We start from the raw sequence: 22,371 nt of genomic DNA, 5'->3' as shown, positions 1-22,371 counted from the left end.
TGGAGGTAAACCATGGCCGTTGTTCTGTCTATTCTTGATCTGCTGTTGGCAGTTGTTTTTGTTTTTGCTGGGTCAACCAAGGCATTTCAGCCTGTAGAGAAGCTAGAACCCAAGATGGCCTGGGTCAAGGACTACACCCCTCGCACCGTCAAGCTCATTGGTTGGGCTGAACTCTTGGGTGGTATCGGTCTGATTCTTCCGGGCATCGTTGGCCTGGGAATTCTCCAGTTTGCTGCAGCAATCTGCCTGGCAGTGCTCATGGTTGCAGCAGCGATCTGGCACTTCCGCCACAATGACAACAAGGGTGCTATCCCCAGCGTTGTTCTAGCTGTTTTGCTGCTCTTGCTTGCAATATTTATGGTTCTCTAAAGTCGCGAGAACACAGAAGTTAAAGAGCAGGTTGCTTGTTCTCAAAAGACCACTCTAAGTAGGGGGTCACTTCTGCATAGAATTGGTCAAGACTTTGACCATAGACGGTCAAAAAAGCAGTGTTAAATCCATCAATAAGGTCTTGATCAGAGAGGCACTGTCCACCGGCTAGGCGTCCTGCTTCCGAAATCAATTCCAAGCTCTTTTTCCACCCACTTCGAGCAACTAGATATTCAACAGCAAGTGCACCTTGTCGGTATTCCTGCATCTTGTCGTAATCTGGCTTCTCGAGCTGTTTCATACTCGAGGAAGATGCCTTCTCAAGCCAGTTCAGGGTTGCATTGCGTGTTTGAGCTGATCTGGATTGCGAATCCATTCGTGAGGAGTGGATTCCCACGACAACGGCTTGTCCCTCCGAGAACCAAGTGGGTGCAACACAACTGATGTTGTCTGTTCCCGACAGCGCGGTTTGGCCGAGGTGGAAAAATTCGTGCGAGACGACATCAGAAGCAACATCAATACCGGCAGCTTCTTCTTGAGGGTCTACCCAGGTGCATCCAGTGCCCGCATCCAGAACGATGATGGGGTTCTCGGTGTAGCCAATAGCAAAGCCGCCCATGCCACGGCATGGGGCAGTAGCTTTACCCCATTGGCTACCGTCAGCGAGCATATTGTTCATGTCATCTGACAGAACACCGTCGTTGGGGTAGATGCCTGTGATGTGTTCTTTACCCCAGTCTCGCGTTGACATACCCACCACGTGGACAATCTCTGGAGTACCCAATAGAGCACCGAGGTGAGCTACCGAATACCCCACGTTCTCTGTGATGTATCCGCGCATTTCTTCAGAAACACCATCTTGGAAGTCGAAGTCGATTTCAATGCCCTGAAGTACCGGTTCTTCCGCAGCATCCATGGAGGCATAGGCAGTGGGGGCAACCTCGGCATAGTTACTTAAAGCCTCATCAACACTGGATGCCGCTGGTTTTGCTTCACCGTGCTGGGTGCAGGCGGTCAAAGCGGTGAGCAGAAGCGCAATAAGTGAAAAACTCAACAGGGGTTTCATGTGCTTCTCCTCGCGGTGTGGAAAATGCGCTACCGGGTTGTGTCGAGGACATTGAGTCTGCGACCACGGACTTCACTGGGGGTAAGTTCCATCCAGACGTAGTCACGATCTGGTGCAAAGTTCACAATGGGCAGTTGGTCCAAGGTATTGGCTGCTTCCTCATTTGTCAGAGTTCTCAGCACGCCCAAAGCAACGGTGCTGGAGAAGTGACGCATCAATTGCCAACCTGCTTCAAATGCCACAAGCCGACCGTCGGTCTCTTTTCTGAGTCGGGATTCTGCCCCAGTCCTGAAGTAGATCTTCCAGTTGTGCACAACATAGGTCACCGGATAGATGTCGGGAGCGCCTTCGCGAGCGCTTGCAATGCGGCCTATTTGGTTGGACTGGATAATCTCCCACGATTCTTCATCGTTGAGGTGATCAATGGGGTATTCGCTCATGGCTCTTGTAACTGTTGTAACGGAGGGATTTCTTGAGTTTATAGCTCGCTTGTCTAAAGTCACCTTGTATTACTGAATTCGCGTAGCCTAAAACAATGAGTGATTTGAATGAGGTTGGGGAACGCGATAACTGGATCTGTTGGTTGTGCGACACCCCAGTAGATCCTGATGCGTCGGTGAATTCGGATCGTGGGCCAAGCGTTGACAGTTTTGAGGTAGCTCGTTCAAAGAAAAAGAGCGACACCGTTGAGCGATTGGCACACCGTTCGTGCAACACGATGAAGGGCAAAATTGCTCCAGTGGTGCCGTGGCCTGAACATTTACTCGTTGTTGATCCCTCACCCATCGTGGCCACTGTTGACCGGCTCAATAAGAAGGGTGGCCGTGAAGCTATTGCCCGGTGCCCAAGCCGTGAGGATGGGTTAGAGGCTGCCTCGTGGTTATTAGATCGTCTCAGTCGCTATTCGCCAGAGTCGAACTTCGACGTCGAGGTCGTTCCTGGCGGAGGTCAGTTCTTACTCATGCTCAAGGCGGCATAGGAGGTCTCCTGCGTCCCAGTTTCAGGCGTTGGAATTCTCGCTGTACAAGTTGTGTAAATATTCAGCTGAAATAGGGGTTGCACATGTATGGAATCACCAAGGCCTATGCCGTAGTCAGTGCCATCTCGTTACGATGTAATAAGGACTTCAAGGCGTCGTCTCATGCCTGAAGTTTGCTGAATAAGGAGAAAATCGATGGAATCATCTGGAAAGTGCCCCGTCATTCACGGCGCACAAACCACCACTGGAAAGTCCAACATGGACTGGTGGCCTAACGCACTGAATTTGGACATCCTGCACCAGCACGACACCAAGACAAATCCTCTTGGTCAAGATTTTGATTACCGCGCTGAGCTGAAGAAGCTTGATGTTGCAGCTCTCAAGAAGGATCTTGAGATGTTGATGACGGACAGCCAGTCCTGGTGGCCAGCAGACTGGGGACACTACGGCGGCCTCATGATCCGTATGGCATGGCACTCCGCAGGTTCCTACCGCACCGCAGACGGTCGTGGTGGTGCTGGAAACGGAAACTTCCGCTTCGCACCATTGAACTCATGGCCTGACAACGTTAACCTCGACAAGGCCCGCCGTTTGCTGTGGCCTATCAAGCGTAAGTATGGAAACAAACTCAGCTGGGCTGACCTGTTTATTCTTGCCGGAAATGTAGCTTATGAATCGATGGGATTGAAGACCTTTGGTTTCAGCTTCGGTCGTGAAGACATCTGGCACCCTGAACTGGACACCTATTGGGGTTCAGAGAAGGAATGGCTTGCCCCCTCAGATGAGCGTTATGGCAACCTGGAAGACCCCTCCACCATGGAGAACCCTCTTGCTGCTGTTCAGATGGGTTTGATCTATGTCAACCCTGAAGGCGTCAATGGCAAGCCTGACCCACTGAAGACTGCACAGCAGATTCGTGAAACTTTCGCTCGCATGGCGATGAACGACGAAGAAACTGTAGCCCTCACCGCAGGTGGCCACACCGTGGGTAAGGCACACGGTAACGGCGATGCAGGCAACCTGGGCCCATCGCCCGAAGGCGCAGATATTCAAGAGCAGGGCCTTGGCTGGATGAACCACACCACTCGTGGCGTGGGTCGTGACACCGTGAGCTCCGGTATTGAAGGTGCCTGGACCACCAACCCCACCAAGTGGGACAACGGCTACTTCTACCTCTTGTTCAACTATGACTGGGAGCTCACTCACTCACCAGCAGGTGCTCAGATCTATCACCCCATCAACATCAAGGAAGAAGACAAGCCTGTTGATGTTGAGGATCCTTCGATTCGTCTGATGCCGATGATGACTGATGCAGATATGGCCATGGTTAAGGACCCTGCCTACCGTGCCATTTCTGAGAAGTTCTACAACGACCCTGCGTACTTCTCTGAAGTATTCGCTCGTGCCTGGTTCAAGCTCACTCACCGTGACATGGGACCCAAGGTTCGTTACTTCGGTCCTGAGGTTCCTGCTGAGGATCTGATCTGGCAGGACCCTATTCCTGCAGGCAATGCGAAGTATGACGTTGACGCAGTGAAGGCAAAGATCGCAGCAGCAGGTCTGTCCATCTCCGACATGGTCTCAACTGCGTGGGATTCTGCTCGCACCTACCGTGGATCAGATATGCGTGGTGGTGCTAACGGTGCACGCATCCGTCTGGAGCCTCAGAAGAACTGGGAAGGCAACGAGCCAGAGCGTCTGGCACGTGTACTTGCAGTTCTTGAGCCCATCGCAGCAGAGACTGGCGCCAGCATTGCTGACGTTATCGTGCTTGCTGGAAACCTCGGTGTTGAGCAGGCTGCAGCAGCAGCTGGCCACAAGATCACTGTTCCTTTTGCTCCTGGCCGCGGTGACGCAACCCAGGAACAGACTGACATTGATTCCTTCGAACCACTCGAGCCCATCCACGATGGTTACCGTAACTGGCTCAAGAAGGACTACACCGTTAGTGCAGAAGAACTCCTGCTCGACCGCACTCAGCTGATGGGGCTCACTGCTCCAGAGATGACCGTGCTGGTTGGTGGCATGCGTGCCCTCGGCGCTAACTACGGTGGCTCAAAGGTCGGTGTTCTCACAGAGCGTGAAGGTCAGCTGACGAACGACTTCTTCGTCAACCTCACCGACATGACCTATGTCTGGGAACCTGTCAGCGACAACCTGTTCAACGTGCGTGACCGCAACAATGGCCAGGTTAAGTTCACCGCTTCACGAGTTGACCTCGTGTTTGGTTCAAACTCAATCCTTCGTGCTTACTCTGAGGTTTACGCTCAGGACGATGCACAAGAGAAGTTCGTTGCAGACTTCGTGGCTGCATGGACAAAGGTGATGAACGCAGATCGTTTCGATCTGAGCGCATAGTCAACAAACTACGAAGTGGGGCACTGGAGAAATCCAGTGCCCCACTTCTGTTTATTCCAAGGTGAGATTGCTAACGTGAACACATGAGTGGATACGAAGTCAACAACATCGGCGCCCCAGACACCTGGCGAGAGTTCTATGGCGGCTTTGTGCCCCAGACCTCCCGACAAGGACGTCGTGTGGTTGATCATGAGATGACCAACCAATTCATTGGCATGACGGCAAATGCGTATGAGCCCGGCGAACAGGCAGGTTATTGGCACACCCACTCAGAGATCGAAGAGCTCTATGTCTTTCTCGAGGGCACAGGACAGATGGGGCTCGATGACGACATCGTTGATGTCGGTCCAGGCTCAGTCGTGCGCGTGGGTCAAGGAGTGTGGCGCACATGGCGCGCTATGCCCGACAGCGATGGCGAGCTTCGCTGGCTGTGCATTCGGGCAGGTGCGGGGGAGCTCACCGGTTACCCGCACGATGCAACTAGGGATGAAGAGCGCGCCGCACCTTGGAAGTAGAAGTTAGTACTCGCCTTTGACCACGAAGTAGCTGCCGCGGATGGTGCCAGCAAGCTTCGACTTCATTCGCGCGAACTTGAACTTACTTAACTCCTCAGGGACTTCCATACCGTCAGAGAGCTTGAACCCGACAGCTCGCTTCTTGTTGTCGTTCACGGTGTAGAGCACGTTAATGGCTAGGCCACTTTCATAGAACACATAGGTCCAACGCACCAGGCCGTCTGCAGTGTCGATCATCATTTCAGTGACCTCGAGAGGTTTCGAAGAAACAACAATGTCTCGCTCGAGAAGAACCTTTGCCACATATTCCACGAGCTCAGGAGCATCACTGGCAGGTGTTGTTTCGAAAACAAGGTCGTACTTGTTTTTGAAGTAGCGGGCCTCATTTGCTCGAAGCCCGGCGAGGGCATCTGCATGAGGTGAAGATTCAACACCAGCAGTGCTGACGTTGACGAAGTCAATGGGAGTTCCCATGGTTGTCCTTAAAGTTTTTGTGCGTTTGAGAATTTACATGACATGGTCTGGGTTCATCCAGAACACATCCCAGAGATGGCCATCGAGGTCTTCAAATCCCCAACTAAACATGAAGCCCATGTCTTCGGGTTCATTGAGTTTGCGAGCCCCTAGTTCGAGAGCTTTTTCGGTGAGTGTTCGAACTTCTTCGGCTGAATCGCATGACAGGGCCAGGATTGCTTCGGTGGTGTCTCTGGAAGCGATCGGCTTTTCAATAAAGCTCTGAAACTTTGCTTTCTCCAGCAGCATCACAAAGATGTTGTCGCTGACAATCATGCACGTGGACTGTTCATCGGTGAATTGTGCGTTGAAGCTAAAACCTAACTGGCTGAAGAAGTCGACCGACTTCTTCAGATTTTCGATCGGCAGGTTGATGAACAGTGAATTGACCATGCATTCAACCTAGTGTCTTTCTGTATTTCTTTCGATGCGCACAAAAGCTGTGAGGTTAACGCACTGTGGCCTCCCCGAAGGAAGGCCACAGCGTTGAGTTGACGTGTTAGTCGCGGGCGATAGCCAGGAACTGCAGGATCTGCATGTAGAGCCAGACCACGGTGACCATGATGCTGAACGCTCCGGTCCATGCAAACTTCGCCGGTGCCTTGTTGGCAACACCGCGCTGGACCATATCGAAGTCAAGAACGAGTGAGTATGCAGCGAGCAGGATCACCAGTGGGCCAATGATGAGCCCCAGGGGCACACCGAAGATTTCAACACTGTTGAGACCAAAGGTTCCGTTCGCTGCACCGAAGGCCTGCATCAGCAAGCTCACTACGGAGAAGATCAGGTAGGAGATGATGGCGATGAAGAAGATCTTTGTTGCACGAGCTGATGCGCGGATCTTGCCGGTAGCAAAGAGTGCCAGGGTTACACCGACAACAACGACGGTGGCAATGACGGCCTGCGCAACGATGCCGCTCCACTGAGCGTCAAAGACCAGGGAGATTCCACCAAGCAATGCTCCCTCGAGTGCGGCATAAGCGAGGATGAGCGCGGGGGAGGGCTCTTTCTTGAAGATGTTAACCATTGCCAGGACAAACGCACCGATTCCGGCGAAGATCATCAAACCTGATCCGGCTGCAGGGTTCATGCTGGTGAGGATCCAGCCAGCAGCGGCACCGACCAGAAGCACAACGAATGAGATAAATGACTTAGCAACGGTGTCTTCGTAGGTCATTGCACGTTCGGGTGCACGGTTGGCCGAGGGTGCGTCATAGAGTGCCTGCAGTTCTTCTGCAGTGGCATTCGGCGAGAAGGCCTTGTTACCGGTGAAGGCGGGGTTGTTAACAGCCATGATGGTTGTTGGTTCCTTTCAGGAAGTTGAACGCTTTCTGAGCGTTACCTCCACGATATCGAGGAAATCCTTTGAATTTGCTGTGTTTTGTTTTGCTCGTGGCTGGCTAGGCTGTTGCCATGTCATCGCTGCCTCTGGTTATTGCTCACCGTGGTGCGAGTGGGTATTTTCCGGAACACACACGCTCGGCATATCTTGCAGCTATCGAGCAAGGTGCGAACGCCATTGAGCCAGATTTGGTGATTTCCAAAGATGGAGTACTCATCATTCGTCACGAGAATGAGATCTCTGAAACAACGAATGTGGCACAGCTTCCCCAGTTTGCCGACCGCATGACGACCAAAATTGTGGACGGTCAGGAACTGACCGGCTGGTTTACTGAAGATTTCACCTGGGCTGAGCTGTCCACATTGGTATGCCGTGAACGCTTGCCCGAACTGCGACCTGACAATGTCGCACACAACGACACCGAAAGAATGCTTCGGTTTATTGACCTGCTCGAAATCGCAGATCAAGCAGGCGATAACTTCTCACTCGTGGTGGAGATCAAACATCCCACCTATTTCGCCGGTCTAGGGTTCAGCTTTGAAGCACTGCTCACCCAAGACCTCTTTCTTGCAGGCTGGCGTACGGATGACCCACGGTTGATCATGGAGAGCTTTGAGAAGAGCATCATTGTTCGGCTCAAAGAACTCCAGATTGGTGCCCAGCACTTCTACATCATGGATGTCAATCACACTGCCTTTGATGAATTAGTGTGGTCAACCTCTGAGGGGGTGCCTCCGATAAGTAATGAGGACGAACTTTCTGGGCCTGGACTAGAGGCCTTCTCGGGCAGGCTCGACGGTTTGGCGTTAGCTACGCACCTTCTCTTTGATGGCACACCAGATGAGCTCAGTCATGGCCAAGCGATAGTTCACCAGGCTCATGAGTTAGGTCTGAAGATTTTTGTCTGGACATTGCGCCCTGAAAATGAATTCTTGCCGGTCAGTTTTCATAGTTCTACTGACATGTCTGCCCACGGACAGTGGCAGGCCTATTACGAGAAGGTGTGGGAACTGGGTGTGGATGGTGCTTTTGCTGACCATCCAGACTTGGCTGTCCGTACTCGCCCGTAGACTTGACGGGCTATGAGTGAGCTTTCTTCTGCCGATCCACTACTGGATGGACTGAACCCCCAACAGCGCGAGGCTGTGGAATATCGGGGACCCGCATTGCTCATTGTTGCCGGTGCTGGTTCAGGTAAAACGAGTGTGCTCACTCGGCGCATTGCGTCGTTGATCCGTAACCGTGAAGCATGGCCAAGCCAGATTCTCGCTATTACCTTCACCAATAAGGCAGCAGCAGAAATGCGTGAACGCGCAGAGAAAATGCTGGGTGTAGCTACAGAGGGTATGTGGATCTCCACCTTCCACTCTTCATGTGTGCGCATTCTGCGCCGCGAGGCAGAGAACTTTGGTTTCACCAAAGCGTTCACCATTTATGACTCACACGACTCCCGCACCCTGATCAAGAGATTGATCAAGGAATATGAGGCGGACACCTACGGCCTTTCTGTCTCCGGTGTTGCCGGGAAGATTTCCCGACTCAAAAACGAACTTTCAGATGTGGACAGTTATTCGCGCAATGCGAACCTCAACGATCCCACCGAGGTGAAGTTCCTTGAAGTGTTCCGTGGCTACACCCGCGCACTCCAAGCAGCCAATGCTTTCGACTTTGATGACCTCATTGCGCAGACGGTGTATTTGTTCCGCGCTTTTCCGCACGTGGCAGATCACTATCGCAAACAGTTCCGTCACGTGCTGGTGGATGAGTATCAGGACACCAACCACGCCCAGTATGCGCTTATTCATGAATTGACTCGTGAAACAGCAGATGGCATGCCAGGTGCTTCACTGACCGTGGTCGGTGACTCGGATCAGTCCATCTATGCATTCCGCGGTGCAGACATGCGCAACATTGCCGAGTTCGAACGTGACTTTAAAGGCGCACATGTTGTCATGCTCGAGCAGAACTACCGTTCGACTCAGACAATTCTTTCTGCCGCCAATGCGGTGATCTCCAACAACTTTGACCGCAAGGACAAGAAGCTCTGGAGTGATGTGGGTGATGGTGAGCTCATCGTGGGCTTCACTGGTTATTCTGCACACGATGAGGCACAGTTCGTTGTCGATGAAATCAGCACCCTGCATTCGGCCGGTATGGGTTACAACGAGATGGCTGTGTTCTATCGAACCAACTCCCAGACCCGTGCGTTGGAAGAAATCTTTATTCGCTCTGCTGTTCCCTACCGAATTCTTGGCGGCACCAAGTTCTATGAGCGGGCAGAAATCAAGGACATCCTCGGCTACCTCGTCACGGTGGCGAACCCGGCAGACTCACTAGCCATTCGCCGTATTTTGAATGTGCCCAAGCGAGGCATTGGTCCTGCCACGGAAACTGGATTGCAAAACTACGCTGACACCAACCAGATCACGCTGCGTGAAGCACTGCGCTCAGCAGATTCACTGGGCCTGGGGCCCAAAGTCTCGGGCGCAATAGCTAAGCTTTCAGCGCTGATTGATGAAGCAACAGCACTGTCCGAATCAGGGCCTGTAGCCGATGTGCTCACTCGAATTCTGGAAGAAACCGGTTATGTGGACCTGTTGCGTGCAACTCGTGACCCACAAGACGAAGCTCGCGCAGAGAACGTTGAAGAACTCTTGGCCGTGACTAAGGAATTCGACAAGAACAATCCCGGTGGCACTTTGCTGGACTTCTTGACGGAAGTCTCGTTGGTGGCGGCGGCTGATGAACTTGATGATGCCAGTGGAACAGTCTCCCTGATGACATTGCACACGGCAAAAGGTTTGGAATACAACGCTGTCTTTATTACTGGTGTTGAAGAGGAGCTCCTACCTCATCGCATGTCAGCAGGGGAACCTGGTGGGCCTGCAGAAGAACGCCGTTTGTTCTATGTGGGAATTACCCGTGCACGCAAGCGTCTCTTCCTCTCCCTCGCGATGAGCCGTGCCCAGTTCGGTCAAACGAATGTTGCGATGCCGTCACGCTTCTTGCAAGAGATACCGTCTGAACTCATTGATTGGCGTCAGTCTCCTGGTTCGGTTAATGGTCGTGATGGATATCAATCCCGTGCGCTCAATGCTCGAGGATCTCGCTATGACGGCGGCTTTGGCTCGTCGGAACTCGGCGGCTGGGGTTCAACCGAAGGTGGCTGGAATTCTCTCGAAGCAGCACCCAAACCTAAAACTGAGTGGGCAAACCGGGTCACCAACAAGATTCGGGACAACGGCGATCTAGAGCTAGTTGCTGGTGACCGTATTTCTCATGCCGATTTTGGTGAAGGAACGGTTAATCAGGTCACGGGTGAAGGCGCTAAGCGTGTTGCCCACGTGAAGTTCGATTCTGCTGGAGCCAAGAAGCTCCTGATCAAGATTGCTCCGATCGAAAAGATCTAGTTATTTCTCTTCGTTACGTTCCCGTGCAGAAATAACTTTATGCAAGTCAATTTCGGGGTTAAGCCGGCAATAATCTGGCAATCAAAGCCGCAGGAATTTTGGCCGTTTTGTGCTTGGACTGGTCTTGCCATCCCGGCGCCTCAAAGCAACCATTCGTTAGTAGACAGACTCGCAACACATAGGACACACTGATACTCGTGCCCCGTTTCCTCCGAAGAGCCTTTCTCATGGCTGCGACAATAGTTTCTGCAGTCATTCTGACTCTCAGCCTGCCAACAGTAGCCCAGGCCTTGACTCTTAACTGGACAACACCCGTCAACGTCGCCACGGCAACATTCATCGATGAGCCGGTGACCGCCGTGAACAACTCGGGGCTCTTTGTAATGGCATGGGTCGAAAGCGACGGAACAACTCAAGAAGTAAAAGCTGCAACGAGCAGTGATGGTAAGAGCTGGTCGACACCAGTCGCAACCGCTGCGACCGCTACTAACCTGCAAAATCTGCGACTGGCAGTCAACAGCACTGGGATATTTGCACTCGTCTACCGAGTCGCCGATATGCCCAATAGTCGTCTCTATTCGATGGCAAGCACCGATGGTCAAACGTGGTCTACCCCGGCAATGATTGGAAACACGTCGCGAGATTACGCACTCCCAAAGTTGTCTGCCAGTGGCCCCAATTTCGAGGTCGCCTGGATTGGAGATGTGGGTGCCAGCGGATACACCTCCAACATCCTCTACGCAGCAACTAGTACTAACGGCACCACATGGTCGAGTCCAGCTGCAATCTCAGATGACACCAGTGGATACGTTGCAAATCAACAAGTTCTTGCACCTTTACCGGGCGGTGGGTTTGTTGTTGCGTACCACTCAGATCGGCCCGGTTACGTAGCTATTGTGGTGCGCACTACATCAGACGGCGTCACCTGGAGCACCGGATCAACAGCCTGGGGAACCATCGTTTCCCCTTCAGGCGCGGTCGGCAACGCACCGAGTATCGCAGTATCACCTCAAGGACGCATTCTGGTCACATATCTCGCCTCGGCGGGTGCGGTTTCTAGTGCTTATGCCACTTCGAGCACTGATGGCACCACATGGAGCACACCCGTCATGATTGGTGACGGAATTGCAGATGACCTCGCCTTTCCGCACATCGCGGTCAACTCCGCTGGCCGCTTCCTCGTGATGTGGAATTCCAGTCTCTCCGGCTCGAATCAAATTGTTGTTACTCGCAGTACAACCGACGGATCAACATTCACTCCTCGTCGTGAGCTCACCGCAAACACCTCCACTGCCTACTGGCCGGTTCCGGTGGCTACTCCCTCTGGTTCTTTCGTTGCCACTTGGGTCGTGGATGATGGCCTCGGTAATCAAACTCGTACGAGTGCAGTCACGGATGACGGAATCAATTGGTCGCAACAACAGAATTTGCCGTACCCCGGTATCTTGATGTCCAATCCTTCACTCGCGGTCAATGCCCAGGGAGCGGTCCTCATGGCATGGTCGGTAAGCCCAGTCATAAGCAATTACAGCCTTTACACTTCCACGCTGACTGTGGGAACCGATCCAGCGCTCGCGGAAACCGGTAGCGATGCAACCGCCTGGCTGACGTTTGCAGCACTCTCTTTGATCGCAGGATGCTTACTCAAACTTGCAGTTTCTCTCAGCAACCGAAGCCGATGAAGCTTAACCCACCAGCCTTTTTACTCAACTATTCGCGAGTAGCTATCTGATCAGATGTTAGATTGCAGCTCCACCGAGGAGTGAACCGATGAAGTAGGTCACGGCGAGGGCAGCTGCACCACCAATGGTCACGCGCAAGATTGCACGAGGCATCGGAGCGCCACCGATGTATGCGCCAACACCACCGGTGAGTGCTAAAGCAATCAGAGATGCGGCAACAGTTGCCGGAATCTTGAACGGTGCTGGTGTGAGCAACACAGCAAGCAGGGGAAGTAGTGCACCGACTAGGAAAGAGATCGCCGAGGACACCGCAGCGTGAAGTGGGTTAGTGAGCTCTTCGTGGTCGATACCAAGTTCAACATCGAGGTGAGTCTTGAGCGCATCAACCTCGGTCATCTCAACGGCAACCTGGCGAGCTGTTTCTGGCTTGAGCCCCTTAGCTTCATAGAGAGCAACGAGCTCTTCAAGTTCTTCCTCAGGAAACATCTCGAGCTCACGGCGTTCCTTGTTTACCCAGGCCAGCTCTGAGTCACGCTGACTGGAAACAGAGACATATTCACCCAGTGCCATCGAGATAGCCCCAGCTGCCACGGCTGCGATACCAGTAAGGAAGATGACAGCGGGATCAGTTGTTGCTGCAGCAACACCAACGACCAGGGCAGCGATGGAGACGATGCCGTCGTTGGCGCCCAAAACGCCTGCGCGCAGCCAGTTCAGCTTGCTGTTTGAGGCAGCATCGTGGGGTTCAAATCCGTGTTCCAGTGTTGGTTCAGCCATGTTTCTACTCTGTCAGCTCACAGTCTTCTGTGCCACTTTGGTTAGGCAAACCTATCTAGGGGTGTAATCGAGAGAAAAAACCGGTAAAGTCGAACTGGTCAATTTATCTTGATATCAAGTTACTTTTAACTCATCGGGTGAATTGTCGCTCACCACTCTTTATCGCTCAACGCGGATTGGGAAATCACGTGGATCTTTACGAATACCAAGCCAGGGACCTATTCGAGAGCTACGGTGTTCCCGTGCTCGCTGGCATCATTGCAGACACACCTGCTGAAGCTCGTGCTGCAGCAGAAAAGCTGGGCGGCGTTGTCGTCGTCAAGGCTCAGGTTAAGGTTGGCGGCCGCGGTAAGGCGGGCGGCGTCAAGGTCGCAAAGACCCCTGAAGAAGCAGAAGAAGCAGCGAAGGCCATTCTTGGTCTCGACATCAAGGGCCACGTCGTCAAGCGAGTCATGGTTGCCGCTGGTGCTCGCATTGCTGAAGAGTTCTACTTCTCCGTTCTGCTTGACCGTGCAAACCGCTCCTACCTCTCCCTCACCTCCTACGAAGGTGGCATGGAGATCGAACAGCTTGCTGTTGAGCGCCCTGAAGCACTCGCTCGTATTGAGGTCAACCCCATCAAGGGCATCGATCTGGCCGAAGCAAAGCGCATTGCTGTTGCTGCCAAGTTCCCAGCTGAGCTCGTTGACAAGGTTGCACCTGTCTTCGTCAAGCTCTACGAGGTCTACACCGGCGAAGACGCAACCCTGGTTGAGGTCAACCCACTAGTTCTCACCGAAGAAGGCGACATCATCGCACTCGACGGTAAGGTCTCGCTCGATGAGAACGCTGAGTTCCGTCACGAGAACCACGCGGCACTCGAAGACAAGGCAGCTGCTGACCCTCTCGAGGCAAAGGCAAAGGCTGCTGACCTTAACTACGTCAAGCTCGACGGTGAAGTCGGCATCATTGGTAACGGTGCAGGTCTCGTGATGAGTACCCTCGACGTTGTTGCTTACGCTGGTGAAAACCACGGCGGAGTCAAGCCTGCTAACTTCCTCGACATCGGTGGTGGAGCATCGGCAGAGGTGATGGCTGCTGGTCTCGACGTCATCCTCGGTGACGCACAGGTCAAGAGCGTATTCGTCAACGTCTTCGGCGGCATCACCGCCTGTGACGCTGTGGCGAACGGTATCGTCCAGGCACTGGCAACCCTCGGTTCCGCTGCTAACAAGCCACTGGTTGTTCGTCTCGACGGCAACAACGTTGACGAGGGTCGTCGTATCCTTGCAGAGGCTAACCACCCACTCGTAACCCTCGCAGACAGCATGGATGACGGCGCCGACAAGGCCGCCGAATTGGCTGCCCGCTAAGTCCGGCACGAAGAATCAAGGAAAAGAAAAGACATGTCAATCTTTCTGAACAAAGACTCCAAGGTCATCGTGCAGGGCATCACCGGTGGTGAGGGCTCCAAGCACACCGCTCGCATGCTCGCTGCAGGCACCCAGGTTGTTGGTGGTGTAAACGCTCGCAAGGCTGGCACCACTGTGACCCACGGTGACGTTGAACTCCCCGTTTTCGCAACCGTTGCTGAGGCAATGGCGGCAACCGGTGCTGATGTATCAATCGCTTTCGTTCCACCTGCATTCTCTAAAGATGCAGTGATCGAAGCTATCGACGCAGAGATTCCTCTCCTCGTTGTGATCACCGAAGGCATCCCCGTTCAGGACTCTGCTGAGTTCTGGGCATACGCCAAGGAAAAGGGCGGCAAGACCCGCATCATCGGTCCTAACTGCCCCGGCATCATCACCCCAGGTGAGGCACTTGTAGGTATTACTCCTGCAAACATCACCGGCAAGGGACCCATCGGCCTTGTTTCCAAGTCTGGAACTTTGACCTACCAGATGATGTTCGAGCTGCGTGACCTCGGTTTCTCAACCGCAATCGGTATTGGTGGAGACCCCATCATTGGCACCACCCACATCGATGCACTTGCTGCATTCGAGGCAGACCCTGAGACCAAGGCAATCGTGATGATTGGTGAAATCGGTGGTGACGCTGAAGAGCGTGCTGCAGACTTCATCAAGGCAAACGTGACCAAGCCAGTTGTTGGCTATGTTGCCGGCTTCACTGCTCCCGAGGGTAAGACCATGGGTCACGCGGGCGCAATTGTTTCTGGTTCCGCCGGAACTGCTCAGGCAAAGAAGGAAGCCCTCGAGGCTGCCGGTGTCAAGGTTGGAAAGACTCCTTCCGAGGCTGCCCGCCTGATGCGCGAAATTATGGCAAACCTCTAAACACGAGAGACTGCTCACTTGGCGCTTCCCTTGAGGGGAGGCGCCAAGTTCGTTTAACTTCGGGGTAACGATTTATCCACGCCTCGTCATTTTTCCCTCTGAAGCTGGCAGACTAGACCTACGTTCTAGTTCTAGGGGATACACACATGTCTACTGCTGTGAAGAAATCAGCTGGCCGCGCTTGGCTTTCCGCCATTGCACTCATACTTGCTGTCGCACTCACACCCGCTGCTATCGTCACGCACTGGGCAACCAGTGAAGTAACAAACACACAGCGCTTTGTTTCGACACTGTCGCCCCTAGCGAAGAACCCTGCCGTTCAAGAGACCATCATCACTGAGGTCACCACGGTAATCGACAAGCAGGTCGACATTAAGGGTGTGACCGAGTCCCTCTTTGATGGTTTGGGCAATGCCCTCGACCTTCCCGATGCTGCCAAGAAAGCCCTCGGAATGTTGGCTGCTCCCGCAGCCAGCGGAGTTGAAGGACTCGTCCAGACTCTCGTGACCAACGTGGTTAAGTCAGATGCTTTCGCGCAGGCATGGGACAAGACGCTCACTTTGACTCAGGAGCAGACTGTTGCACTTCTTTCTGGCAGCCCAGATTCTTTACTCAAGCTCTCTAACGATGGAACCTTGACCCTTCCTTTGAAGCCCATCATCGTGGACATCAAGAAGGAACTTGTGAAGCAGGGCGTGGGCTTTGCCTCGGCAATCCCTGAAGTCAACACTGACATCACCATTGGTAAAGTTCCCGAACTCGCTGTAGCACGTGTGATCTACCAGGTTGGTGTGGGTGTAGGAACCTGGCTTCCTTGGGTAGTTGCTGGTCTCTTCATTCTGGGTATCGCTGCAGCACGCCGCCGCCCACGAGCACTCTTGGCAACCGGTAGCGTCATGCTGGCCCTAATGGCTGTACTTGCCTTCGCCTTCACCAGCGGACGTATTGTGGCAACCACCGTGATTGACCCTGCATATGCCGCCATTGTTGGTGCTGTCTATGACGCACTCGTTGCCTTCGTTTTGAGCGTGGTTGTCGCACTCGCACTGGCTTCCATTGTGGCTATCGTCACCGGTTGGGCTTTGGGCTCCAGCGAATCTGCAGAGAAGTTCCGCGGATTCTCTGACAAGCAGATCACGTCACTGCGCAAGGTAGTAGACCCTGAAAACAAGATCTTCGCTCAGTCTTCTGTTGTGATGCATAAATACCGCATCGTTGCACGCATCGTCATCATCGGTGGTGTTGCGCTGATTCTCAGCTCAATCATTCCGCTCAGTATTGGTGACGTGTTCATCTGGACGATTATCGGGCTCGTTCTGCTGTTTGCTTATGAAGTACTCCAGCGTCCCGTAGTCAAGGCGGCAACTGCGAAGGTTGCAGCTCCCGCTGCAACTGAAGGGGCAACTGTTGCCAAGGCACCGGCAAAGAAAGCCCCTGCGAAGAAGGCTCCTGCAAAGAAGCCTGCGGTAAAGAAGAGCGCAACTGGCTCAACTAAGCCTGTCGCGAAGAAGCCAACCACTAAAAAGTCATAGCATCAAGGGGTGAACCGCACCCTGATTGCTCTGCTTGCTGCCCTGGAGTCTCTCCTGGCAGTGGGTATTGGTCTGGGTATTTCGCTCGTTCCACTGAGTTTGATGTGGGCTGTCCAACTGGACAGCGGCATTGGCTGGGATGTCTTCTACCGGGCATCAGCTGATATTTGGTTGGTGGGTCACGGTGTTGACCTCACCATCACGTTGGATCCTGTACTTGCGGCAGCGGTCAACCTGCCAGGTGCTGACAAGCCGTTCTTGATTTCTATTGCTCCCCTGTTTTTTTCCGTGCTGACCATCTTGTTGGGTGTTCGACTCGGCAGAAAGTCCTTGGAATCGGGAGCACGGTTCGTTGGACCCGTTGCCGCAATCAGCACCTTTGGTGGTTTGACCGTGTTGATTGCACTGTCCGCAATCAATGCCAATGCCATGCCGGTGATGTGGATGGCTTTGTCATTCCCCACCATCATTTTTGGACTGGGGTTGTTCATCGGAGCACGTGGCGAAATTGGTCACTCAGGTGGGCGTGCTGAACGTGTTCAGCAGAAGGTCATGGGGTGGGCATTCGGCTTGCCCAGCCAGGTTCGTGCGGTTATGGCTTCGGCACTGCGTGGAGGTCTTGCTGCCACCGCTATCGTGGTCGGCATTTCTGCGGTGGTGCTTTCGGTATTGATGATCGCGAACTTCTCCAGCATTCTCGGACTCTATGAAGGTCTCCAGGGAGGTGGCGGTGGAAGCCTCATCCTCACCGCAGCACAGTTACTCTTCATGCCAAACTTTGTGCTCTGGGTTGCCTCGTGGTTCGTGGGCACCGGGTTTGCTTTGGGAACCGGTTCATCAGTTTCACCAGTGGGAACAGATCTCGGTTTGCTTCCTGCGCTTCCCATCTTGGGGGCAATGCCCACAGCTGATTTGGCTTTTGGGTTCTTAGGTATCTTGCTTCCCATCGCTGCAGGCTTCGTTGCCGCCTGGTTTATTCGCCCGGCACTGGTGCGAGCTTTGGGTGCAGATCAGGCAGTGCGCTGGTTTATTTTTGTCGTCGTGGGACTGGCGCTCATTGGTGGCGCAACACTTGGTTTGCTGGCATGGGCAAGCGGTGGTGCTGCAGGCCCAGGACGATTGGTTGATGTGGGGCCAAATGCCCTGCGCACGGGTGGTGTTGCAGCGGTTGAGTTCCTGATTGCGGGATCTTTAGGCATGTATGCGGCATCACGTTCACAGACTCGAGCATCGACAAGTCCTCAGACAGAAACTTCGCCAAAACAGCCCCAGTTCTAGCCGGTAGGCTTGAGGGGTGCTGAAACTCGTCGTCCTGATCTCCGGATCAGGTTCAAATCTTCGTGCCCTTCTGGAGGCAGCGACAGATGCGACCTACCCCGCACAAATTGTTGCTGTTGGCGCAGATAACGAGGCTTCTGGTCTTGCCCATGCTCGGGAGTTCAACGTTCCCACCTTTGTGGTTAAACCTAGTGACTATGCCAACCGAGTGAGCTGGGGCGAAGCTCTCGTTGCTGAGATAGCAGAGTATGCACCTGACCTCGTGGTGTGTGCTGGCTTTATGCGCATACTTCCTGCCAATGTGGTTTCTGCATTCTCGCCCAATTTGATCAATATGCATCCTGCATTGCTTCCTCTCTACCCCGGTGCTCACGCTGTGCGTGACGCTTTGGAAGATGGTGCAACCGTGACCGGTGCAACAGTCCACATTGTCGACGAGGGCGTCGACACTGGCCCCGTGATTGAGCAAGTGGAGGTTGCCATCAACGCTGATGACACTGAAGACTCACTTCACGAGCGCATCAAGATTGTCGAGCGTGAACTCATTGTTCACACCGTTCGCAATATCGCCCACGCCCACGTCAACCTTGAGGAGTTAGCACGCTGATGAGCGGCCCTTCACACGACCCCAGTCTCTACAACCACCGCGACGTTGTTCCTATCCGTCGCGCACTGATTTCGGTCAGCGACAAGACCGGTCTTCTCGACCTTGCCGGTGCACTTAGCGCTGCCGGTGTTGAGCTGGTGTCCACTGGTTCAACTGCACAGACCATTCGCGATGCAGGTCACCTGGTTAAGGATGTGAGCGACGTCACGGGCTTCCCTGAGTCGCTCGATGGTCGCGTGAAGACTTTGCACCCGTCCGTGCACGCAGGAATCTTGGCTGACCTTCGCCTGCAGGCTCATGCGGATCAGCTCGACGATCTGGGCATTCAGGCTTTTGACCTGGTTGTGGTCAACCTCTACCCCTTCCGTGAGACTGTGGCTTCCGGTGCTGAAGATGCAGACGTCATTGAACAGATCGATATCGGTGGGCCAGCCATGGTTCGCGCCTCTGCCAAGAACCACCCCAATGTTGCCATTGTGGTTTCTCCTGCTCGTTACGGCGAGATCATGGAGGCAGTTGCACAAGGTGGAACGACGCTGGCCCAGCGACGTTCGTTGGCTGCTGAAGCTTTTGCGCACACTGCCGCTTATGACGCTGCTGTTTCTGCCTGGTTCGTCAAGGATGAGAAGTTCCCCGAGACGTATTCGATTGCAGCCCAGCGCGGATCAATTCTCCGCTATGGCGAGAACTCTCACCAAGACGCTGCCCTCTACCTCGAGCAGGGTGGTCACGGTATTGCCCAGTCCACCCTCTTAGGTGGCAAGGAAATGTCTTACAACAACTTCGTTGATGCTGATGCCGCAGTGCGTGCCGCCTATGACTTCATTAACCCTGCTGTTGCCATCATCAAGCACGCAAACCCATGCGGCATTGCTGTGGGCCGGGATAAGGCAGTGGATCAGATTGCCTCAGCTCACCGCCTGGCTCACGAGTGCGACCCCGTATCTGCATTCGGTGGAGTCATCGCGGCAAATCGCCCCGTCACTCTCAAGATGGCTGAGCAGGTCAGCGAAGTCTTCACCGAGGTTCTCGTTGCCCCCGGTTTTGAACCTGACGCACTTACCCTGCTCAAGACAAAGAAGAACCTGCGCCTGCTGCAGCTTCCGGAAAACTTTGGTCGTGAACCGCAGGAGATCCGCCAGATCTCTGGCGGTTTCCTGGTTCAAGATGCGGACCTCTTTGATGGTGACGCCAAGCTGGGTGAACTGATCAGCGACTGGAAGCTTGTTTCAGGTGAACCTGCTGACGCTGAGACCTTGGTTGATCTCGAGTTTGCGTGGAAAGCATGCCGCTCGGTGAAGTCCAACGCGATTCTTCTCGCCCACAACGGCGCTTCAGTGGGTGTGGGTATGGGGCAAGTCAACCGTGTTGACTCGTGCCATCTCGCGGTGAACCGTGCGGGAGACCGCGCTGCGGGCTCAGTTGCCGCCTCCGATGCGTTCTTCCCCTTCGCAGACGGTCTCGAAGTTCTCCTTGCTGCCGGTATCAAGGCAGTTGTTCAGCCTGGTGGGTCAGTTCGCGATGAAGAAGTCATCGCCGCTGCTCAGAAGGCTGGAGTCACCATGTATTTCACCGGCGAACGCCACTTCTTCCACTAAAGGATAAATAAATGCTCACACCACGTCGTCTCATTGCCGCCGCACTCGCTGCACTCGCAGTCGCGGTCATTACTCAGGACGCCACCGGCCTTGCTTTCTTCATTGGCAATAATTTTGAGGAAGCAATCTTGTGGCAGGCAGGTTCGTTCTTCATTGGTGCGAGCACCATCCTGTTCTTCCTTATCTTCATCGCGGGTGTGTTTGGCTTCTTGGCTAAGCGTCGTTACGCCTGGCTGGTTGGCCTCGTTGCTTCAGTAGTTTCAGCCATTCTGGGCATGTTCATTCAGGCAGCTGTCCAGGGCGCCGTCTTCTCGCCCGAGGTATTCACCGGTGTATTCGCTTCGCTGCTGAGTGTGAACCTGATCTTTGTTATTGCTGGTTCAATTGCCACCGTTACTGCGGGAACTGCCATTTGGCGTGCAATCTTGGGCCGTGGTGTTGCCACACCCACCAAGGTGGCCTTGGTGCGCGCTCCTGCTGCAACTTTGGCTGATGGCTTGGTTACCCACATCAAGCGCAAGAAGGTTGACCTTGAACTGGCAGACCAGCAATGGGATGGCTACGTTGCTGCGCTGAATGCTGCAGGCTGGACCACCGTTGAGGTTGAGCCTCGTGATGACCTCGCTGACAGCGTGTTTATTGAGGACACCGTCGTGATGCTCGGCAAGCTTGCCGTCATTACCAACCCAGGTGCAGACAGTCGCAAGCCTGAGATTGAAGCTACCGAGTCAACCTTGCGTGAGCTGGGTGTTGAAATTGACCGCATTGTGAGCCCAGGTGCTCTCGATGGTGGCGATGTGCTCAAGGTTGGCAAGACGATCTATGTCGGTCGTGGTGGTCGCACTAACGGTGAAGGTATTCGCCAGCTGCGCGCAATCGCTGCCAAGCAGGACTACACCGTTGTTGCTGTTCCTGTGACGAAGGCTCTTCACCTCAAGACTGCTGTTACTGCTTTGCCAGATGGAACCGTCATTGGTCACCCACCCCTGGTCGATGACCAGGGAGTGTTCGATCGCTTCTTGCCTGTGCCAGAAGCACATGGAACTGCCGTCGTTGTGCTCTCTCCAGACACCGTTCTGATGTCCTCGGCAGCACCTAAGTCCGCTGAACTCTTCCGCGAACTCGGTTACCGCGTTATCACGGTAGACATCTCCGAGTTCGAAAAGCTCGAAGGTTGTGTCACCTGCTTGTCAGTGCGTCTGCGCTAACAACGCTGAGGCTTACAGCAAAGGGACCCAGGTTACTGGGTCCCTTTGTTCGTTGTCTTAGAGAGTGATCTCGCCGATGGTTTCACCGAAGCGGGAGGTGCCAATGTCTTTAAAGCCAACGCGGTGGAAGAAAGCCTCTGGGCCTTCGGGTCCGCTTTCCCAGAGCACGGTCAGGCGCTTGTTCCCGCGCTTGCGTGCTTCATCTGCCAGAGCTGCAACAGCGAAACTTCCCACACCCTTGCCCTGGTAGTCGGCAGAGACATGGATGCGCCAGAGGCAACTGCGCAGTTCTTCGCTGGGGTTTTCTGGATCAAAGTTTCCGCGGATGAATCCGACGACGGTGTCACCATCCATCACCACGCGTGGCCATGCAGTGGTGGGGTTCACATAGGTTTCCGAAATGGAGTAGGACGGGGGAGCAATGAACTGTTCTTGGCCACGCTTGAGCGTGAGGCTGTTTGCCGCAACGATGTTGCTGGCATTGAGTTCTTCTAATCTGTAGTTCCCCATAGTTCTAGGGTAAACCCGCAGGGAGTTTTGGGCACCTGGCGAATGTAAATGCTTGATTAACTATTTCTGGGAGTTACCCTTTAACTTCACGCTGTGCAGTTCTTCGCTCTGGCGAAGAGGGCGCAGTTAAGATACCCTAGGGGGTATACAGATTGACCTTTGGGTCATCGCAAACACGGAGGTAAAACATGTGTAGTCCAGCCAAGTGCGGTTCATGCGGCAAGACCACCTGGACCGGTTGCGGCGAGCACATCGAACAGGCACTCCAAGGAGTTCCTGAAAACGAACTCTGCACCTGCAACTAGTCTCTTCAGCTCGAACCTGAAGTGAATGGGCTCCTTTAGGAGCCCATTC

At 53.9% G+C, this 22,371-nt stretch carries 21 protein-coding genes; 14 read left to right on the top strand and 7 right to left on the bottom strand.

Features of this window, described 5'->3' with window-relative positions:
• Window positions 1-12 precede the first annotated feature (12 nt).
• Entirely contained in the window at window positions 13-369 is a 357-nt protein-coding gene (locus M2120_RS04770; RefSeq protein WP_280797577.1) for a DoxX family protein, read from the top strand.
• 19 nt (window positions 370-388) lie between these two features.
• On the opposite strand, the gene M2120_RS04765 is transcribed toward M2120_RS04770, so the two are convergent.
• Entirely contained in the window at window positions 389-1,435 is a 1,047-nt protein-coding gene (locus M2120_RS04765) for a hypothetical protein (RefSeq protein WP_280797576.1), read from the bottom strand.
• A 29-nt stretch (window positions 1,436-1,464) separates the two neighbouring features.
• The gene (locus M2120_RS04760) at window positions 1,465-1,875 is read right to left on the bottom strand and encodes a pyridoxamine 5'-phosphate oxidase family protein (RefSeq protein WP_280797575.1); all 411 of its coding nucleotides are present in this window, start codon (window positions 1,873-1,875) and stop codon (window positions 1,465-1,467) included.
• A 95-nt stretch (window positions 1,876-1,970) separates the two neighbouring features.
• On the opposite strand from M2120_RS04760, the gene M2120_RS04755 reads away from it, so the two are divergent.
• The 3 genes from M2120_RS04755 to M2120_RS04745 all read left to right on the top strand — a co-directional run bounded on the left by M2120_RS04755 (window position 1,971) and on the right by M2120_RS04745 (window position 5,287).
• A complete protein-coding gene (locus tag M2120_RS04755) occupies window positions 1,971-2,414 on the top strand; it encodes a hypothetical protein (RefSeq protein ID WP_280797574.1) in 444 nt (147 codons plus the stop codon).
• Window positions 2,415-2,609: 195 nt separating this feature from the next.
• On the top strand, window positions 2,610-4,772 hold the full coding sequence (katG, locus tag M2120_RS04750) for a catalase/peroxidase HPI (RefSeq protein ID WP_280797573.1): 2,163 nt from the start codon (window positions 2,610-2,612) through the stop codon (window positions 4,770-4,772).
• An 83-nt stretch (window positions 4,773-4,855) separates the two neighbouring features.
• Entirely contained in the window at window positions 4,856-5,287 is a 432-nt protein-coding gene (locus M2120_RS04745; RefSeq protein WP_280797571.1) for a cupin domain-containing protein, read from the top strand.
• A 3-nt stretch (window positions 5,288-5,290) separates the two neighbouring features.
• Here M2120_RS04745 and M2120_RS04740 read toward each other — a convergent pair whose 3' ends face one another.
• The 3 genes from M2120_RS04740 to M2120_RS04730 all read right to left on the bottom strand — a co-directional run bounded on the left by M2120_RS04740 (window position 5,291) and on the right by M2120_RS04730 (window position 7,094).
• Complete coding sequence (locus M2120_RS04740; protein WP_280797570.1) at window positions 5,291-5,761, bottom strand: phage tail protein; 471 nt, start codon at window positions 5,759-5,761, stop codon at window positions 5,291-5,293.
• Between the two features lie 33 nt (window positions 5,762-5,794).
• On the bottom strand, window positions 5,795-6,193 hold the full coding sequence (locus tag M2120_RS04735; protein WP_280797569.1) for a VOC family protein: 399 nt from the start codon (window positions 6,191-6,193) through the stop codon (window positions 5,795-5,797).
• A 106-nt stretch (window positions 6,194-6,299) separates the two neighbouring features.
• Window positions 6,300-7,094 (bottom strand): Bax inhibitor-1/YccA family protein, encoded by a 795-nt coding sequence (locus tag M2120_RS04730; RefSeq protein WP_280797568.1) that lies wholly within the window; start codon window positions 7,092-7,094, stop codon window positions 6,300-6,302.
• A 119-nt stretch (window positions 7,095-7,213) separates the two neighbouring features.
• Here M2120_RS04730 and M2120_RS04725 point away from each other — a divergent pair, with 119 nt between their 5' ends.
• From M2120_RS04725 to M2120_RS04715, 3 genes are all read left to right on the top strand, one after another.
• On the top strand, window positions 7,214-8,212 hold the full coding sequence (locus M2120_RS04725; RefSeq protein ID WP_280797567.1) for a glycerophosphodiester phosphodiesterase family protein: 999 nt from the start codon (window positions 7,214-7,216) through the stop codon (window positions 8,210-8,212).
• Between the two features lie 12 nt (window positions 8,213-8,224).
• Window positions 8,225-10,552, top strand: a complete 2,328-nt coding sequence (locus M2120_RS04720) for an ATP-dependent helicase (RefSeq protein ID WP_280797566.1) — start codon at window positions 8,225-8,227, stop codon at window positions 10,550-10,552.
• A gap of 227 nt (window positions 10,553-10,779) precedes the next feature.
• Entirely contained in the window at window positions 10,780-12,234 is a 1,455-nt protein-coding gene (locus M2120_RS04715) for a sialidase family protein (RefSeq protein ID WP_280797565.1), read from the top strand.
• 57 nt (window positions 12,235-12,291) lie between these two features.
• On the opposite strand, the gene M2120_RS04710 is transcribed toward M2120_RS04715, so the two are convergent.
• Window positions 12,292-13,011: a VIT1/CCC1 transporter family protein gene (locus M2120_RS04710; protein WP_280797564.1), complete on the bottom strand. Its 720-nt coding sequence runs from the start codon at window positions 13,009-13,011 to the stop codon at window positions 12,292-12,294.
• Between the two features lie 188 nt (window positions 13,012-13,199).
• Between M2120_RS04710 and sucC the strand changes: the two genes are divergently transcribed.
• The 7 genes from sucC to ddaH all read left to right on the top strand — a co-directional run bounded on the left by sucC (window position 13,200) and on the right by ddaH (window position 21,507).
• Window positions 13,200-14,363, top strand: a complete 1,164-nt coding sequence (gene sucC, locus M2120_RS04705) for an ADP-forming succinate--CoA ligase subunit beta (RefSeq protein WP_280797563.1) — start codon at window positions 13,200-13,202, stop codon at window positions 14,361-14,363.
• A 33-nt stretch (window positions 14,364-14,396) separates the two neighbouring features.
• On the top strand, window positions 14,397-15,284 hold the full coding sequence (gene sucD / locus M2120_RS04700) for a succinate--CoA ligase subunit alpha (RefSeq protein WP_280797561.1): 888 nt from the start codon (window positions 14,397-14,399) through the stop codon (window positions 15,282-15,284).
• A 146-nt stretch (window positions 15,285-15,430) separates the two neighbouring features.
• Complete coding sequence (locus M2120_RS04695) at window positions 15,431-16,816, top strand: hypothetical protein (protein WP_280797560.1); 1,386 nt, start codon at window positions 15,431-15,433, stop codon at window positions 16,814-16,816.
• A gap of 9 nt (window positions 16,817-16,825) precedes the next feature.
• Entirely contained in the window at window positions 16,826-18,094 is a 1,269-nt protein-coding gene (locus M2120_RS04690; protein ID WP_280797559.1) for a cell division protein PerM, read from the top strand.
• Between the two features lie 16 nt (window positions 18,095-18,110).
• Window positions 18,111-18,701 carry a phosphoribosylglycinamide formyltransferase gene (gene purN / locus M2120_RS04685; protein WP_280797558.1) on the top strand — a complete coding sequence of 197 codons (591 nt, stop codon included), beginning with the start codon at window positions 18,111-18,113 and terminating at the stop codon, window positions 18,699-18,701.
• A complete protein-coding gene (gene purH / locus M2120_RS04680) occupies window positions 18,701-20,299 on the top strand; it encodes a bifunctional phosphoribosylaminoimidazolecarboxamide formyltransferase/IMP cyclohydrolase (RefSeq protein WP_280797557.1) in 1,599 nt (532 codons plus the stop codon). The genes purN and purH overlap by 1 nt, the downstream gene beginning before the upstream one ends.
• A gap of 11 nt (window positions 20,300-20,310) precedes the next feature.
• Window positions 20,311-21,507, top strand: a complete 1,197-nt coding sequence (gene ddaH, locus M2120_RS04675) for a dimethylargininase (protein WP_280797556.1) — start codon at window positions 20,311-20,313, stop codon at window positions 21,505-21,507.
• A gap of 57 nt (window positions 21,508-21,564) precedes the next feature.
• Here the strand turns inward: ddaH and M2120_RS04670 are convergent, their stop codons facing one another.
• Window positions 21,565-22,017 (bottom strand): GNAT family N-acetyltransferase, encoded by a 453-nt coding sequence (locus M2120_RS04670; RefSeq protein ID WP_280797555.1) that lies wholly within the window; start codon window positions 22,015-22,017, stop codon window positions 21,565-21,567.
• Window positions 22,018-22,371: the final 354 nt, after the last annotated feature.

It is taken from the genome of Aurantimicrobium minutum (assembly GCF_029893825.1).
In the GTDB taxonomy this organism is placed as follows: Bacteria; Actinomycetota; Actinomycetes; order Actinomycetales; family Microbacteriaceae; genus Aurantimicrobium; species Aurantimicrobium minutum_C.
The sequence above is the reverse complement of the archived record's forward strand: the minus strand, read 5'-3'. Positions and strand labels throughout refer to the sequence as shown.